At 65.6% G+C, this 15,995-nt stretch carries 8 protein-coding genes and 1 pseudogene; 7 read left to right on the top strand and 2 right to left on the bottom strand.

Annotated features, from left to right (window positions below; genetic code table 11):
• Positions 1 to 19: 19 nt before the first annotated feature.
• From HZB49_RS00785 to HZB49_RS00765, 5 genes are all read left to right on the top strand, one after another.
• Entirely contained in the window at positions 20 to 2,866 is a 2,847-nt protein-coding gene (locus HZB49_RS00785) for a bifunctional transaldolase/phosoglucose isomerase (RefSeq protein WP_291608526.1), read from the top strand.
• A 10-nt stretch (positions 2,867 to 2,876) separates the two neighbouring features.
• A complete protein-coding gene (gene gnd, locus HZB49_RS00780; RefSeq protein ID WP_291608525.1) occupies positions 2,877 to 3,869 on the top strand; it encodes a phosphogluconate dehydrogenase (NAD(+)-dependent, decarboxylating) in 993 nt (330 codons plus the stop codon).
• A gap of 6 nt (positions 3,870 to 3,875) precedes the next feature.
• Entirely contained in the window at positions 3,876 to 4,406 is a 531-nt protein-coding gene (locus HZB49_RS00775; protein ID WP_291608524.1) for a gluconokinase, read from the top strand.
• Entirely contained in the window at positions 4,403 to 5,212 is an 810-nt protein-coding gene (locus tag HZB49_RS00770) for a Cof-type HAD-IIB family hydrolase (RefSeq protein WP_291608523.1), read from the top strand. Before HZB49_RS00775 ends, HZB49_RS00770 begins: the two co-directional genes overlap by 4 nt.
• Before the next feature lie 232 nt (positions 5,213 to 5,444).
• Entirely contained in the window at positions 5,445 to 7,619 is a 2,175-nt protein-coding gene (locus HZB49_RS00765) for an NAD(P)/FAD-dependent oxidoreductase (RefSeq protein WP_291608521.1), read from the top strand.
• Here HZB49_RS00765 and HZB49_RS00760 read toward each other — a convergent pair.
• Positions 7,611 to 9,014: a methyl-accepting chemotaxis protein gene (locus HZB49_RS00760; RefSeq protein ID WP_291608520.1), complete on the bottom strand. Its 1,404-nt coding sequence runs from the start codon at positions 9,012 to 9,014 to the stop codon at positions 7,611 to 7,613. The two genes, HZB49_RS00765 and HZB49_RS00760, sit on opposite strands and share 9 nt — an antisense overlap.
• A 253-nt stretch (positions 9,015 to 9,267) precedes the next feature.
• On the bottom strand, positions 9,268 to 11,232 hold the full coding sequence (gene malQ, locus HZB49_RS00755) for a 4-alpha-glucanotransferase (RefSeq protein WP_291608519.1): 1,965 nt from the start codon (positions 11,230 to 11,232) through the stop codon (positions 9,268 to 9,270).
• Positions 11,233 to 11,499: 267 nt separating this feature from the next.
• Here malQ and treS point away from each other — a divergent pair, with 267 nt between their 5' ends.
• Positions 11,500 to 14,814, top strand: coding sequence for a maltose alpha-D-glucosyltransferase (gene treS, locus HZB49_RS00750; RefSeq protein WP_291608640.1), 3,315 nt, complete (start codon positions 11,500 to 11,502; stop codon positions 14,812 to 14,814).
• A pseudogene (locus tag HZB49_RS30010) lies at positions 14,815 to 15,765 on the top strand (1,4-alpha-glucan branching enzyme); the annotation flags it as partial. It abuts the gene before it with no gap.
• Positions 15,766 to 15,995 lie beyond the last annotated feature (230 nt).

The following is a 15,995-nucleotide window of genomic DNA, read 5'->3' as shown; positions in this document are numbered from 1 at the left end:
TCAAGGCAGAACAGGCAGCATGAACCCCGTCAAAGCACTCGAAACCCACGGCCAGGCGGTCTGGCTCGACTTCCTCGCACGCGGCTTCGTCGCCAGGGGCGACCTCAAGCAGCTGATCGATACCGATGCGGTCAAGGGCGTCACCTCCAACCCCGCGATCTTCGAGAAGGCGATCGGCAGTTCCGACGAATATGACGGCGATATCGCCAAGGCCCTCAGGAAGGGCGACCGTTCGGTGGCCGACCTGTTCGAAGCCGTCGCGGTCGAGGACATCCAGAACGCCGCCGACGTGCTGCGGCCGGTCTATGAGGCGACCGGCGGCGGCGACGGCTATGTCAGCCTCGAAGTGTCGCCCTATCTTGCCAACGATGCCAGGGGCACGATCGTCGAGGCCAGGCGGCTCTGGAAGGACGTCAACCGCAAGAACCTGATGGTGAAGGTGCCGGCCACCGAGGAAGGCCTGCCTGCCATCGAGGCGTTGATCGGCGAAGGCATTTCCATCAACATCACGCTGTTGTTCTCGCAGAAGGTCTATCGCGAGGTGGCGGAGGCCTATATCGCGGGGCTGGAGAAGCATGTCGCCAAAGGCGGCGATCCCTCGCGCGTCGCGAGCGTGGCGAGCTTCTTCGTCAGCCGCATCGACACTTCCGTCGACAAGCAGCTCGACGACAGGATCGCGAAGGCGAACGATCCATCCGAGAAGGAGCGTCTTGCCGCACTGAAGGGCAAGATCGCGATCGCCAATGCCAAGATGGCGTATCAGGATTACAAGAACCTGTTCGCCGGTCCGCGCTGGGAGAAGCTCGCGGCCAGGGGCGCAAGGCCGCAGCGACTGCTGTGGGCCTCGACCGGCACCAAGAACAAGGACTATTCCGACGTCCTCTATGTCGAGGAGCTGATCGGCCCCAACACCATCAACACCGTGCCGCCGGCAACGCTGGATGCGTTCCGCGACCACGGCAGGCTGCGCGACAGCCTGGAGGAGAATGTCGAGGACGCCGCCCGCGCGCTCGAGGAGCTGGAGCGATCGGGCATTTCGCTGGATGCGATCACGGCCGAGCTCGTGGTCGACGGCGTCAAGCTGTTCGCCGACGCCGCCGACAAGCTTTATGGCGCGGTGGCGTCCAAGCGCGCAACCGTGCTTTCCGCGCGTCTCGACGCGCAGAAACTCGCGCTCGGCGACGGGCTCGGCAAGGCGGTTGCGAAGAGCACGGAGGAATGGCGCGCATCGGCAAGAATTCGCCGGCTGTGGGCGAAGGACAAGTCGGTGTGGACCGGCGATGACGAGAACAAATGGCTTGGCTGGCTCGAAAGCCCCGCAAAGGCAGACATCGCCGATTACGAGGATTTTGCGCAGCGTGTGAAGGGACAGAAATTCACCGACGCGGTCGTGCTCGGCATGGGCGGATCAAGCCTCGGTCCGGAAGTGCTGGCGGAGACTTTTCCGCAGAAAGCCGGCTTCCCGAAGTTGCATGTGCTGGATTCCACCGATCCGTCGCAGGTGCGCTCGATGGAGAAGGCGGTCGACATCGCCAGGACGCTGTTCATCGTTTCCAGCAAATCCGGCGGCACCACCGAGCCGAACGCGATGAAGGATTATTTCTACGACCGCGTAGCCAAGGCGATCGGCAAGGACAAGGCCGGCCATCGCTTCATCGCCGTGACCGATCCCGGCTCGTCGCTGGAGAAAGTTGCTGCGAAGCAGGGCTTCGCGCGTGTCTTCCATGGCGAGCCGACCATCGGCGGGCGCTATTCCGTGCTGTCGCCGTTCGGTCTCGTGCCGGCCGCGGCCGCGGGCATCGACGTGCGAGCGCTGGTGACCAACGCGCTGTCGATGGTGCGCTCCTGCGGCACCGATGTGCCGCCGCATGAGAATCCGGGCGTGCAGCTTGGTCTCGCAATGGGCCTCGCCGGTCTGGAAGGCCGCGACAAGGTGACGATTTTCTCGTCGAAGAACGTCGCCGATTTCGGCGCCTGGGCGGAGCAATTGATCGCGGAATCGACCGGCAAGGAAGGCAAGGGCCTGATACCGATCGACGGCGAGACCATCGGCGGCGCCTCGGTTTACGGCAACGACCGCTTGTTCATCGACCTGCGCACCGCGGGCGAGGACGACGCGGACCATGACGGAAAGCTCGCCGCGCTGGAAAAGGCCGGCCATCCCGTGGTGCGGATCGTGATGCAGGGAACCGACCACCTCGGGCAGGAGTTCTTCCGCTTCGAACTCGCCACCGCCGTGGCGGGCGCGGTCCTCGGCATCAATCCCTTCAACCAGCCGGATGTCGAGTCCGCCAAGATCAAGACGCGGGAATTGACCTCCGCCTTCGAGAAGTCCGGAAAACTGCCGGCGGAGACGCCGGTAGTGTCCTCGGCGGAGGCCGATCTCTATACCGACGCACAGAACGCAGCCGAGCTGCGCAGGGCCGGCGCCAATGGCGACCTCGATTCCTGGATCAAAGCGCATCTTTCGCGTTCGGAGCGCGGCGACTATGTCGCGCTGCTGGCCTATATCGAGCGCGACGGCGATCACATCGAAGCGCTGCAAAGGATGCGGCTGGCGGTGCGGGACGCAAAACATCTGGCCACCTGCGCCGAATTCGGCCCGCGCTTCCTGCACTCGACCGGACAGGCCTACAAGGGCGGACCCGACAACGGCGTGTTCCTGCAGATTACCGCGGAGGAGAAGAAAGACCTCAAGGTGCCCGGCCAGAAGGCGAGCTTCGGCATCATCAAGGCCGCGCAGGCGCGCGGCGATTTCGGCGTGCTGACCGAGCGCGGCCGCCGCGCGCTGCGGGTGCACCTGAAGGGCGACCTCGCCAAGGGCCTGAAGGCGCTGGATGCGGCGATATCGGCGGCGCTGAACTAGGGCACAGCAGATGCAGCTCGGCATGATCGGCCTGGGGCGGATGGGCGGCAACATCGTCCGCCGCCTGATGCAGCGCGGGCATTCGACCGTCGTCTACGACAAGGACCGGAAAGCGGTCGCCGCGCTGGCGGCGGAAGGCGCGGTCGGGGCCGCGACGCTGGAGGAGTTCGTGAAAGCGCTGACGCCGCCGCGCACGGCATGGGTGATGCTGCCGGCAGGCGCGATCACCGAAGCCACGATCGGCACGCTTGCGGACCTGATGCAGAAGGACGACGCCATCATCGACGGCGGCAATTCATTCTGGCAGGACGATGTCCGCCGCGGCAAGGCATTGCGCGCGAAGGGGCTGCATTATCTCGACGTCGGCACGTCCGGCGGCGTCTGGGGACTGGAGCGCGGCTATTGCATGATGATCGGCGGCGACAAGGCCGCGGTCGACCGGCTCGATCCGATCTTTGCCGCGCTCGCGCCGGGGATCGGCGACATCCCGCGCACGCCGCATCGCGAGGGCCGCGACGTCAGGGTCGAGCAGGGTTATATCCACGCCGGCCCGGTGGGCGCCGGGCATTTCGTCAAGATGATCCACAACGGCATCGAATACGGGCTGATGCAGGCCTATGCCGAGGGCTTCGACATATTGAAGAATGCGAACATCGAGGCGCTGCCGGCCGAGCATCGCTTCGACTTCGACATCGCCGACATCGCCGAAGTATGGCGGCGCGGCAGCGTGATCCCGTCATGGCTGCTCGACCTCACCTCTTCCGCCCTCGCCGAGAATGCGACGCTCGATGGCTACTCCGGCCATGTCGAGGATTCCGGCGAAGGCCGCTGGACCGTGAATGCGGCGGTGGATGAAGCGGTGCCCGCGGAGGTACTGACCGCCGCGCTGTTTGCCCGCTTCCGCTCGCGCAAGGAGCATACGTTTGCGGAAAAGATTCTTTCGGCGATGCGTGCGGGCTTCGGCGGTCACAAGGAGCCGAACAAGCCCGGTCCGAAGGCGTGAGACTCCATGGCGAAGGGTAACGACGAAACACCCTGCGCCCTGATCGTGATGGGCGTCTCCGGCGCCGGCAAGAGCACGGTTGCGGAAGCCCTTGCCGAGCGTCTCGGCTGGCGCTGCGAGGACGGTGACAAATTTCACCCGGCGAGCAACGTCGCCAAGATGAGCGCCGGCCAGCCGCTCACCGATGAGGATCGCTGGCCCTGGCTGAAAGCCATCGCAGACGAGATCGACCGGCTGTGCGGCAAGGACCAGCGCGCCGTCGTCGCCTGCTCGGCGCTCCGGCGCGCCTATCGCGAAGTGCTCGTGCATGGCCGCGACGATGTCCGCATCGTCTTCCTCGACGGCACGCAGGAGCTGATCGCCGGACGCCTCGCCGGACGCGCCGGTCACTTCATGCCGCCGGGCCTGCTCGACAGCCAGTTCAAGACGCTGGAACGGCCGACCCTCGACGAAGGCGCGGTGAGCGTTTCGATCGATGCAACGGTGGAGGCCATCGTCGACGACATCGTCGGACAGCTGAAGCTCGCTCCCGCATGACCGCCATCAAGCTCGTGGTGTCCGACGTCGACGGCACCCTGCTCACACCGGACAAGCGGATCACCGACGCGACCAGGGCCGCGGTCCGGAGACTTCATGCGGCCGGTATCGGCTTCACCATCGTCTCCAGCCGGCCGACTGTCGGGATGGGATTTCTGATCGAGCCCCTGGCGCTGGCGCTGCCGTTCGGCTCCTTCAACGGCAGTTCGATCGTCGACCCGCAATTGAGGGCGATCGAGCATCACACCCTGCCGGCTTCCGTCGTGACCCGCAGCCTCGCGGTACTCGAACATTTCGGTACCGACATCTGGCTGTTCGATCACGACCGGTGGCTGATCCGCGATCCAGGCGGGGAATATGTCGGGCTCGAGCAGCGCGCGATCCGGCATGCGCCGACCGTTGTCGCCAATTTTGCGCCTTACCTGCACGGCGTCAGCAAGATCGTCGGCGCCAGCTCCGATCCGGCGTTGCTGCAGCGCTGCGAGGAGGCGATGCGCGAAGCCATCGGCAACGAGGCCACCGCGGTCCGCTCGCAGACATTCTATCTCGACATCACCCCGCCCGGCCGTGACAAGGGCACCTTCGTCGAGGCGATGGCGCAGCGGCTCGGCATCCCGACGGCCGCGGTGGCGACGATCGGCGACATGGAGAACGACCTGCCGATGTTCGCCAGGAGCGGCCTGTCGTTTGCGATGGGCGATGCGGCGGACGGCATCAAGCGTCAGGCCAGCCATGTCACGGCGTCGAACGAAGAGGACGGCTTTGCCGCCGCGATGGAGATCATCCTGAAACAACAGGGTTTTTGACCGTTTCCCGGGACCAGCGGCGCGATCCGCCTGCGGCCGGCCCCGAGCGCCGTCTCGCCGACCCAACTTTACAATGTAAAGATTTGATTGACGCGGACGGCCTTTCCGGACTATCGTTATCTTTACATTGGAAAGATTGCGCTGGCTCATCGCGGGAGGCCTCTCGCGCCGCTCGAATGGCCATCGCAGACCGCGACCGTAGAACGGGTCCGCGGCAACCGAGGGCCGGAGCATGAAGATCTTCCTCACGGTGAAACTGGCGCTGATCCCCTTTGCCGTGTTCTGGGCGCTGCTCGGCGCCCGCCACCCCGACTGGGCGATCTGGTCGGGGTTTGCGCTCTCGCTGGCCGGCAATTTGTGGCGTGCCTGGCGTCGCGATTTCATGACGCTGGAAGCCGGCGGGCTCGCCCTGTTCGCCTCGCTTGCCGTCGGGCAACTTGCCGCCCCGGACTGGGCCGCGACCAATGCGCTCTGGCTCTCCTTTGCCGGCCTCGGCGCGATCAGCCTGCTCAGCGCGGCATTCGGCCGGCCCTGGACGGCAGATTATTCCCGCGCGGCCTATCCGGACAGCGCCGGCACGCCACAGTTCCTCGTCGTCAATCTTGCGATGACCGGTCTGTGGGGAATCCTGTTTCTCGCCATCGGCATCTGCCGCTGGTCCGGGGTGTCGCCATGGGTGACGACCGCCATCGTGGTTGCGGGCGCGCTGCTGTCGATTTTCGGGCCGCGGCTGGCAATCCGCCATGCGCTGGAGCGGATGCGCGCCGCGCGCGAGACATTCCACTGGCCCGCCCCTGCCTTTGCGGCGAGAACCGCGGTGGATTGCGACGTGGCTATCGTCGGCGCCGGCATCGGCGGGCTGACGGCCGCGGCCCTGCTCGCGGACGCCGGCCTCAAGGTCAAGGTGTTCGAGCACCACGTGCTGCCCGGCGGCTTTTGCCACAACTACCTGCGCAAGGCGCATCACGACAACAAGCCCGTGATCTATCGCTTCGATGCGGGACCGCATGATTTCTCCGGCGTCTGGCCGGGCGGCACCATCACCGGCCTGCTGGAGCGGCTCGGCATCGCCGACCGCCTGCAATGGAAGCGCGTCAGCCACAGCTATCGCCTGGCCGGCAGGCGTATCGACGTTCCCGAGAACTGGCGCGACTACGTGGAGCTGCTGTGCAGGGAATTTCCGGAAAGCGCGGCCGGCATCCGCAGCCTGTTCGAAACCATCCACGCGATCTTCGAAGACATGTTCTCGACCGGGCACGGCCGCTCCGGAATTCCCGGCATGCCGGAAACGATCGAGGCGATGCTGGCGTTTCCCAGGGAACATCCACAGGCCTATCGCTGGATGAACGAGCCATTCGAGAAGCTCGTCGCCAGCCATGTCAGCGATCCCGCGGTGATCCGGATGCTCAACGCGCTGTCGGGTTATCTCGGCGACGGTGGCGAGCGCCTGACATGCGCGCAGATGGTCCCGATCTTCGGATACTATTTCAAGGGTGGGCATTATCCGCTCGGGGGCTCCGGCGCCTTCGCCGATGCCCTGGTGGAGGCAATCGAGCGGCGCGGCGGCGAGGTGCGACTGAAATCGAGGGTCGAGCGCATCCTCGTCGAACAGGGGCGGGCTGCCGGCGTGGTCCTCGGCATCGGCGAGACCGTTCGCGCCACGGCGGTCGTTTCGAACGCCGATATCAAGCGGACCTTTCTCGAGCTGGTCGAGCCTGAATGCCTGCCGGCCGATTTCCGCGACCGCATCGCCGCGGCAGAGCCCGCCAATTCCGCCTTCAGCGTTCATCTCGGCCTCGATTTCGATCCCGACATCCAGCCGGCAGTGCATGTGGATTCGCCGCGCGGCGTCGGGCTCGCCATGCTGTCCAAGCTCGATCCATCAGCCGCGCCAAAGGGGCATTCGACGCTGATGCTGATCTCGATCCTGCCCCATGCCAAGGCCAGGGACTGGTTTCCGCCCGAAGGCCGCCAGGACTGGAAGGATTGGCGGCGGTCAGAGGAATACGAGGCGCGCAAGCAGCAACTCGGCGACGAGATGATTACCGCAGCGGAAACCGCCATTCCCGATCTCCGGCGGCACATCGTCTATCGCACCGACGCGAGCCCCGTGACCTATGCGCGGTATGACTGGGCGAGCGCAGGCGCCATCTACGGAGTTTCGCGCTCAGGACGCCTGAAAGGTTCGAAATCGCCGCTGCGAAATCTCGTGATTGCCGGCGGCGGCAACGCCGGCGCAGGCGTGGAGGCCGTGGTCATCTCGGGCGCCGAGGCGGCGGAAGCGCTGGTCCCCGGGCTGCTGGCGCGGGCGCCGGTCCTGCGAGCCGGCAAGTCCCGCAAGGACGCCGCCCGACCGATGCTCGAAGCGCGAGCGGAGGTCCAGGCGGAGGATCTCAGGTCAGCGTGACAGCTCGTTGAGCAGAGCGACGACATCCCTGGATGCCGCATCGACCTTCTCTATCTCCGCAAGCGCCCCCGGCAAGTCGCCGGTCGCGAACAAGGCGGCCGCGCGCTTGCCGTGCCGATGCACGAGCTCGTGCGGCGTTTCGAGGTTCCTGAAGGCCGGGCGGTCGCGCAATCCGTTCGAACCGTCGCCGTAGTACCACTTGCCGAGGCGGCAGGAGTGATGGTCCGCCAGTTCATCGGCTTTCAGTGTGACGCGACCAACAGCCATGTCGGCGAGCCGCTTCTTCCAGATGACGTGATCCGCCTTCGCGAGCCGCACGATCTTGCCCTCGAACGACAGCTCCGAAAGCTCCTGAAGCTCGCGCCCCACATGGCCCTGGGCGAGATCGAGCTGCCCGGAGATGCCAACGACCTGGTCGACGCTTTGCCTGGTCTTGGCGGCAATGCCGGTAATTCCCTCGGCGATTTCGCGCACGGCTCCCGCCTGCTGATTGAGGATGCCGGAAATTTCTTCCATGCCGGTCGTGACCCCGGCGACGTGAGTCTCGACGCCGGCCATCGCATCGCCCAGCACGGCCACCACGCCTTCGCTTTCGACCGACGCCTTCGTGCACTCGGCCATTGCCTCTACGATGGCGTTGATCTCGGCGCGCAACTTGGCGATCAGGGCCGTGATATCCTCGGTCGCCTTGCTGGTTTGATGCGACAGGCTCTTCACCTCGGTTGCGACCACGGCAAAGCCGCGGCCTGCATCGCCGGCCCGGGCAGCCTCGATGGTCGCGTTGAGGGCCAGCAGGTTGGTTTGCCTCGCGATCGCGTCGATCGAGCTCACCATCGAGCCGATCGCCTCCGATGCCTGGCTGAGCGCCGAAATCCGCTCGGAGGCCTGATGGGCGGTCTGACCGACCCGCTTCATTGTCGTGACGGCGGAATCGACCGTCGTCCTGCCGTGGACGGCGCTGACCCGCATCTCGGCCGCATTGGAGGCCGCGCCTGCTGCGGTTGCGCGAATCTGGCCGATCGAGGCGACCATCTCCTCGCTCGCCGACGCGAGCGCCTGTGTCGACGAATCGATCTCGCGGGACGCCGACAGCAATCGCGCCGCCGAAATCGCGGTCTCGTTGCCCTGGATACTGATATCGACGGTCCGGTCCAGACGTGCCGACGTCATCTCCTTGATCTGCGTGACAAGATCCCGGCATGCCTGCGACAACGCATCGTCCCCATCGGGCGCGGGGCCCTGAAGATCGCCCCGCGCCAGCGCGCGGACGAATTCGATCAATCGCTCGTCACGCTGGTGAAGGGTGGCAAGCTCGGCTGTCAAGGCCGCGTTGGCGTCCAGATGCGTGGAAGAGTGCTGGCGGAGAGCCTGGCTGACGGACGAAAGTAGTGACATGGATTGCCGCGCGGAAAGGTATCTGCTGCGTCAGAAGGTCTCCGATTACGTTTAAGGATACCTTAAGTCATCGGCCGTTTGCTGTTCTTCGGCTCCGATTTTCCGGAATCCGTTAGGCCAAGCAACAGGCCGTTCAGTTTCGCTCGGACGATGCTGTGATAATGCGATTCATTGGCGTGTTCGACGTCTCCTGCCCGCAAACCATTCGCACCCGTTTCCACTCTTGTTCTTCGAGAAGCGGTGGATAAGCGCGCTACGAATTGCGCATCCGTTCGCGCATCGACGCTTTCAGCCCGGCAACGTCAACGCTCGCTGCGATCTCGTCGATGCACAGCGGCAGGCGGCGCCGCCAGTTCGGGTGCTGGTCGATGGTGCCGGGAATGTTGGGTTGCTCCTGGAGGCCCAGCAGGTCCTCAAGCGCAATCGCCATCAGGCGCGACCTGGTGCGCGCCAGGAATTCGGCGACGGCGTTGAGGCTGTTGTCGTGGATGCCGTGCTGGCCCAGCACCCGGTCGAGCATGGTCAGCGCGCGCCAGCGGTCGTCATCGGTTTCGCCGGGGTCGAAGCCGAGCGAGCGCTTCAGCTTGAGGTCGGCGAAATGACGCCAGCCGGCATAGGTAGCGAGGTCATGCGTGTTGAAGGTGACGAGCGCGTTCGGCTGGTAATGGTCGATGCCGCGGAAGGCGCCATGCTCGTCGCGCTCGAACATCATCACAAGATAGGACCAGATACCCCAGTCGCGGGTACGGTCGCGAAAGCCTTCTGGCACGGTGCCGAGATCCTCGCCGATCACGACGCAGCGGCTGGCGACGCTTTCGAGCGCCGTGACCGCGAGCATGGCCTCGAACGGCATCGGCACATAGACGCCGTCGCGCGGACCGAAGCCGCGCGGCACCAGATAGAGCCGCATCAGGCCCATGACGTGGTCGAGCCGGATCGCGCCGGCATGGCGCATCGCCGCCTGCAGCATCTGGCGGAACGGCTCGAAAGAACGCTGCTCAAGGCCGATCGCGTTGTACCCGGCGAGGCCCCAATCCTGGCCGGCCGGCGCGAGCGGATCGGGCGGCGCGCCGACACCGAGAAGACGTGAGATCGCGCCCTGCTCCTTCCAGGCATCGAAGCCGTTCGACTGCACGCCGACGGCGACATCGAGATAGAGCCCGACCTTCATGCCGAGCTGATCTGCGCGCGCCTTGCAGGCGGCGAGCTGGCGATCGGCATTCCACTGCACGAATTCGATGAACTCGATCTCGCCGGAGTCCGGGCCTGCGCGCAGCCTGGCGCAGGCGGCTTCATCCGGCACCCGCCACTCCTGCGGCCATTCCCACCACGGCTTCTTCAATTTGTGGCGCAGCACCTCGAAGCAGGCGAAGTGCGACAGCAGCGTGCCGCGGTCCGTGCGGAATTTCTTGAAATCATCCCGCCGCTCCGGCGTCGCTCCCGTCTTGAACGCCTTGAAGGCGGCACGCAGTGCAGGCCATTTCAATGCGGCGACGGCGACATAGTCGACCGTCTCGCTCTGCCGCAGCCGCGGCGTCGTGTTCGCCACCGCGCTGACCGCGTCCTCCGGATATTCCGGGATCGCATCGACGTCGACATAGAGCGCGTTGAGGAACAGCCGGCTGTTCGGCGAATAGGGGCTGCAATCCGCGGGCTTGTCGTCGAACAGCGCGTGCAGCGGATTGAGGCCGACGCCGTCGGCGCCGAAGTGATGCGCGAGCTCGATCAGCTCGGCGAGATCGGTGAAATCACCCATGCCCCAGTTGCGGGTCGAGCGGACGCCATAGAGCTGCACCGCCAGCAGCCAGCCGCGGTCGAAATCGCCGCCGAAGGCCTGCGCCGGCGCCGATACGAACGGCACCTCCTCGACCGTACCGGCCGCGTCGGAGAGTCGCAGGCGGTAGACGCCTGGCGGCAAATGGCCCGGCCATTCGATCGCCCCGTCGGCGGTCTCCCCCGCCACAGCGCTGGTGCCGCCGTCGATTTCCCACCGCACCGGAAAGCGCATGCCCGGCAACAGCTTGCCGTGCGCCCCGTGATTCGCCCCATGGCCCGGACGAACCACGACCGGCCCGTCGATCAGCCGGCGGGCGGCCTGCGGCGGCAAGGCATCGAAGATCGCCTTCAGGGCATCCGCCGCCGTCACATGGGGGTTTCCATGTCCGTCAATGAATTCGGTCTGGATGCCGAGGTCTTTGGCTCTGGCAAAAAGGTTCATTCGGCACGTTGCTTGCACGCGACTGTGACGGAAGTGTCGCGAAATTGTCCAATTACGGGAAGGAGATGGGAGGTGATCAACGCGGGCGGAAGGAAACGGTTCCGAGGGAACCATTGCCCTACCCACGGCTTTTTATTGGGGTGCAGTGCGCCTCCCTTTCCGCCGACGAAACGGGGCCGTCCCTCCTGTGGCAGTGGCATCACCGTGAACAAAAAAGCCGAACACGTCGAGGCCTCCCCGGCCGACATCGCCCTTCGCGCCGACGGGATGTTTCCGTCGATCGCCGGCCGCGACCGGTCCGGAAAGGAGAATGCAAGGGCGGTGCCAGCGGCCGAGGCAGCCGCCGACGAGTTCTGGTACAAGGACGCCATCATCTACCAGCTTCACGTCAAGGCGTTCTGCGACAGCAACAATGACGGCATCGGCGATTTCGCAGGCCTGACCGAGAAGCTGGACTATTTGCAGGATCTCGGCGTCACCACGCTGTGGCTGCTGCCGTTCTACCCCTCGCCCGGCCGCGACGACGGCTACGACATCGCCGATTACGGCGACATCAATCCCGACTTCGGCACGATGAAGGACTTTCGCCGTTTCATCCAGGAGGCGAAGAAGCGCGGCCTGCGCGTCATCACCGAGCTCGTCATCAACCACACTTCCGACCAGCACGACTGGTTCAAGCGCGCCCGCCGCAGCGATCCGAAATCCAGCGCGCGCAACTGGTATGTCTGGAGCGACAGCGACCAGAAATATCCGGGTACCCGGATCATCTTCACCGACACCGAGAAGTCGAACTGGACCTGGGACACCGAGGCCGGCCAGTTCTACTGGCATCGCTTCTTCTCGCACCAGCCGGATCTCAATTTCGACAATCCCAGGGTATTCAGCGCGCTGATCCAGGTGATGAAGCGCTGGCTCGACACCGGCGTCGACGGCTTCCGGCTCGATGCCATCCCCTATCTCTGCGAGCGTGACGGCACCAGCAACGAAAACCTGCCGGAGACCCACGCCATCATCCGGAAATTCCGCGCCGAGCTCGACGCCTACGCCAAGGGAAAGGTGCTGCTGGCGGAAGCCAATCAATGGCCCGAGGACGTGCAGGAATATTTCGGCCGCGGCGACGAATGCCACATGGCCTATCACTTCCCGCTGATGCCGCGCATCTACATGGCGATCGCGCAGGAGGACCGCTTTCCCATTGCCGACATCATGCGGCAGACGCCGGATATCCCGGCAAACTGCCAGTGGGCGCTGTTCCTGCGCAACCATGACGAGCTGACGCTGGAAATGGTCACCGACGTCGAGCGCGACTATCTGTGGTCGACCTACGCCAACGACCCGCGCGCCCGCATCAATGTCGGCATCCGCCGCCGGCTTGCGCCGCTGATGGACAACGACCGGCGCAAGATCGAGCTGATGAATTCGCTGCTGATGTCGTTCCCGGGAACGCCGATCATCTATTACGGCGATGAGATCGGGATGGGCGACAACATCTATCTCGGCGACCGCAACGGCGTCCGCACGCCGATGCAATGGACGTCGGACCGCAATGGCGGCTTTTCGCGCGCAGATCCCGCGCGCCTGTATGCGCCGATGATCATGGATCCCGTCTATGGCTATGAAGCGGTGAACGTGGAAGCGCAGTCGCGCAGCCTCGGCTCGCTGCTCAGTGCCACCAGGAAGCTGATCGCGGTGCGCAAGTCCACCGCCGCCTTCGGCCGCGGCAGCATGACCTTCGTGCGCCCGGAGAACCGGGCGGTGCTCGCCTATGTCAGGCAGTACCGCGACGAGGTCATCCTCTGCGTCGCCAATCTGTCGCGTTCGGCGCAGGCCACCGAGCTCGACCTTTCGGCCTGGAAGGATCGCATCCCGCTGGAGATGCTCGGGCGCTCGCGTTTTCCCGCGATCGGCGAACTGCCCTACATGATCACGCTGGGACCCTACGGCTTCTACTGGTTCCAGCTGCAGGCGCCCGACAAGTCCGAGCCGGTGCGGCCCCGCGCCGTCCCGGAGTTCGAGACGCTGGTGGTGCCGGTCGGCTCGACCTGGGTGTCGCTGGCGCGCGAACGCAGCGTATTCGAGCGCGACGTGCTGCCTGGGCACCTGTCTCGGACCCGCTGGTATCCGGAGCGTTCGCCGCGCGCGATCCAGCCGACGCTGGTCTCCGCCATTCCCTTCTGCGACATCGGCGACAACCGGCCGTGGGTCGCCTTCTTCGAGGCGAAACAGCAAGGCCAGACCGCGCGCTATGTGCTGCCGATGCAGATCGAATGGGTGCGCTTCGACCGCGAGCACTACAATCCGCGGGCGCTCGCCGCCGTGCGGCAGGGTGCGCGCGAGGGAACGCTGCTGGACGTTGCGACCGATCCCATCTTCATCGGGCTGATGCTGCGCAATTTGCGCGAACGGCTGACTGTGAACGAAAGCGAGCAGGGATTGAGGCTGGAATTCCGCCCGACCAGCAAGTTCGACGACAATCTGGTGCGCGAGCCCGGCCGCGTGCGCGGCTTCGAGAGCGAATTCCCGGCCAGCTCTGCGCTGGTCGATCACAGCTTCGCGTTCAAGCTGTTCCGCAAGCTCGAACCCGGCATCCATCCGGCCATCGAGATGGGCCGTTTCCTCACCGACGTCGTGGACTTCGCCAAAGTGCCTGATCTGCTCGGTACCGCCGAGCTGATCGAGCCAGACGGCAGCCGCAGCGCGCTCGCGACCCTGCATGCGCAAGTGCAGAACCAGGGCGATGCCTGGACGGTGACGTCGGGCTATCTCGATCGCTTCGTCGAGGAACGGCGCTTCCTGCAGGATGGCGACGGCGAGGAACAGACGCCGCTGCGGCAGATGGCGCAGATCGGAAAGCGGCTGGCCGAACTGCATCTGGCGCTGGCGGCCGACACGGTGGAGCCCGATTTTGCACCCGAACCGATCCGCGAAGGCGACTGGCAGCGCTGGACGCAGGAGATCGTGGAGAGTGCCGACCGCGCGCGGGACGTGCTGAAGCTCTATCGCAGCAGCCTGGCGGAGGCCGACCGTCCGCTGATCGAGCAATTCGCGGCGCAGGCGGTGAACCTTCGCGACGCCCTGAACCGGCTGCCGCCGCACGACCGCGAGCCGGCGGCCATCCGCCAGCACGGCAATTTCGCACTCGGACAGGTGCTCATCGTCAAGGACGACGTCTTCATCACCGGATTCGAGGGCGAGGCGGGCCGCACGCTGGCGCAGCGCCGGCGCAAGCTGCCGGCGGCGCGCGATGTCGCCGGCCTGATCCATTCCATCGATGCCTCGGCGGAAGCGGCGCTGCAGCGCGCACTGAAAATCGCCCCCGACGACCGCGGCCGGCTGGCATTGCGGCTCGGCGAATGGCGCGACCGTTCGGTCGAGGCTTTCCTGTCCGGCTACCGCGAGACCATGCACGACGCCCGGCTGTGGCCGGACGATCCCTGGGCCGCGCAACGGCTGATCGACTTCTTCCTGCTGGAAAAGGCGCTCTATGAAATCGAGCACCAGGCACCGCACCGGGCGGACCGGCTGCGCTTCCCCCTCGCCGCCATCCTCCGTATGCTGTCGCAGCAACCGTCCGAAGAGTGAATGACAAAGCTCCCCGCCGAGGCCTACGCGATCGTCGAAGGCCGCCATTCCGATCCCTTCCGCTACCTTGGCCTGCACAAGGAAGGCGGCAAGACCATCGTGCGCGCCTTCCTGCCGGAGGCCACCCAGGTCGACGCCGTGGGCGAGCACGGCAAGGCCGCCAGGCTGACGCGCATTCATGAAGCCGGGCTGTTCGCCGGCGCTGCGCCGGAAGGCGCCGAGCGTTACCAGCTGCGCGCCCGCTTCGGCAACAACGTGGTGGAGCTGGACGATCCCTATCGCTTCCCGCCGGTGCTGAGCGATTTCGATCTCCATCTGCTCGGCGAGGGCACGCACCAGCGCATCTACGACAAGCTCGGCGCGCATCCGCTGACGCTCGACGGCGTCGAGGGTGTCGCCTTCGTCGTGCTGGCGCCGAATGCGCGGCGGGTCAGCGTGGTCGGCGACTTCAACTACTGGAATCCGCGGCGGCATCCGATGCGCCTGCGCGGCAACGGCTATTGGGAATTGTTCATCCCGCGCGCCAGGCCCGGCGATCACTACAAGTTCGACGTCATCGGTCCGCGCGGCCAGCACCTACCGATGAAGTCCGACCCGGTCGCCTTCGCCGCCGAGCTGCGGCCGAAGACGGCCTCGATCGTGATGGACATGGCCAGGCTGCCGCAGCCGCGGCCGGCGCCGCACGACATCAACGCCCGCCACGCGCCGGTCTCGATCTACGAAGTGCATCTCGGATCATGGCGGCGCAAGGACGGCAACCGCTGGCTGACCTATCGCGAGCTTGCCGAGCAATTGCCGGGCTACGCCCGCGACATGGGTTTTACCCATGTCGAATTCCTGCCTGTCAGCGAGCATCCGTTCGACGGCTCCTGGGGCTATCAGCCGACCGGGCTGTTCGCGCCGACCAGCCGCTTCGGCTCTCCGGCCGATTTCGCCGCGCTGGTCGATGCCTGCCATGCCAAAGGCCTTGGCGTGCTGCTCGACTGGGTGCCCGGCCATTTCCCCGACGATCCGCACGGGCTCGGCCATTTCGACGGCACCGCGCTCTACGAGCATGCCAATCCCAAGCAGGGCCGGCATCTCGACTGGGGCACGCTGATCTACAATTACGGCCGCACGGAAGTGACCAATTTCCTGGTCTCCAACGCGCTGTTCTGGCTGGAGCGCTACGGCATCGACGG

It is taken from the genome of Bradyrhizobium sp. (genome assembly GCF_016219575.1).
Taxonomy (GTDB): Bacteria; Pseudomonadota; Alphaproteobacteria; order Rhizobiales; family Xanthobacteraceae; genus Bradyrhizobium.
The sequence above is the reverse complement of the archived record's forward strand: the minus strand, read 5'-3'. Positions and strand labels throughout refer to the sequence as shown.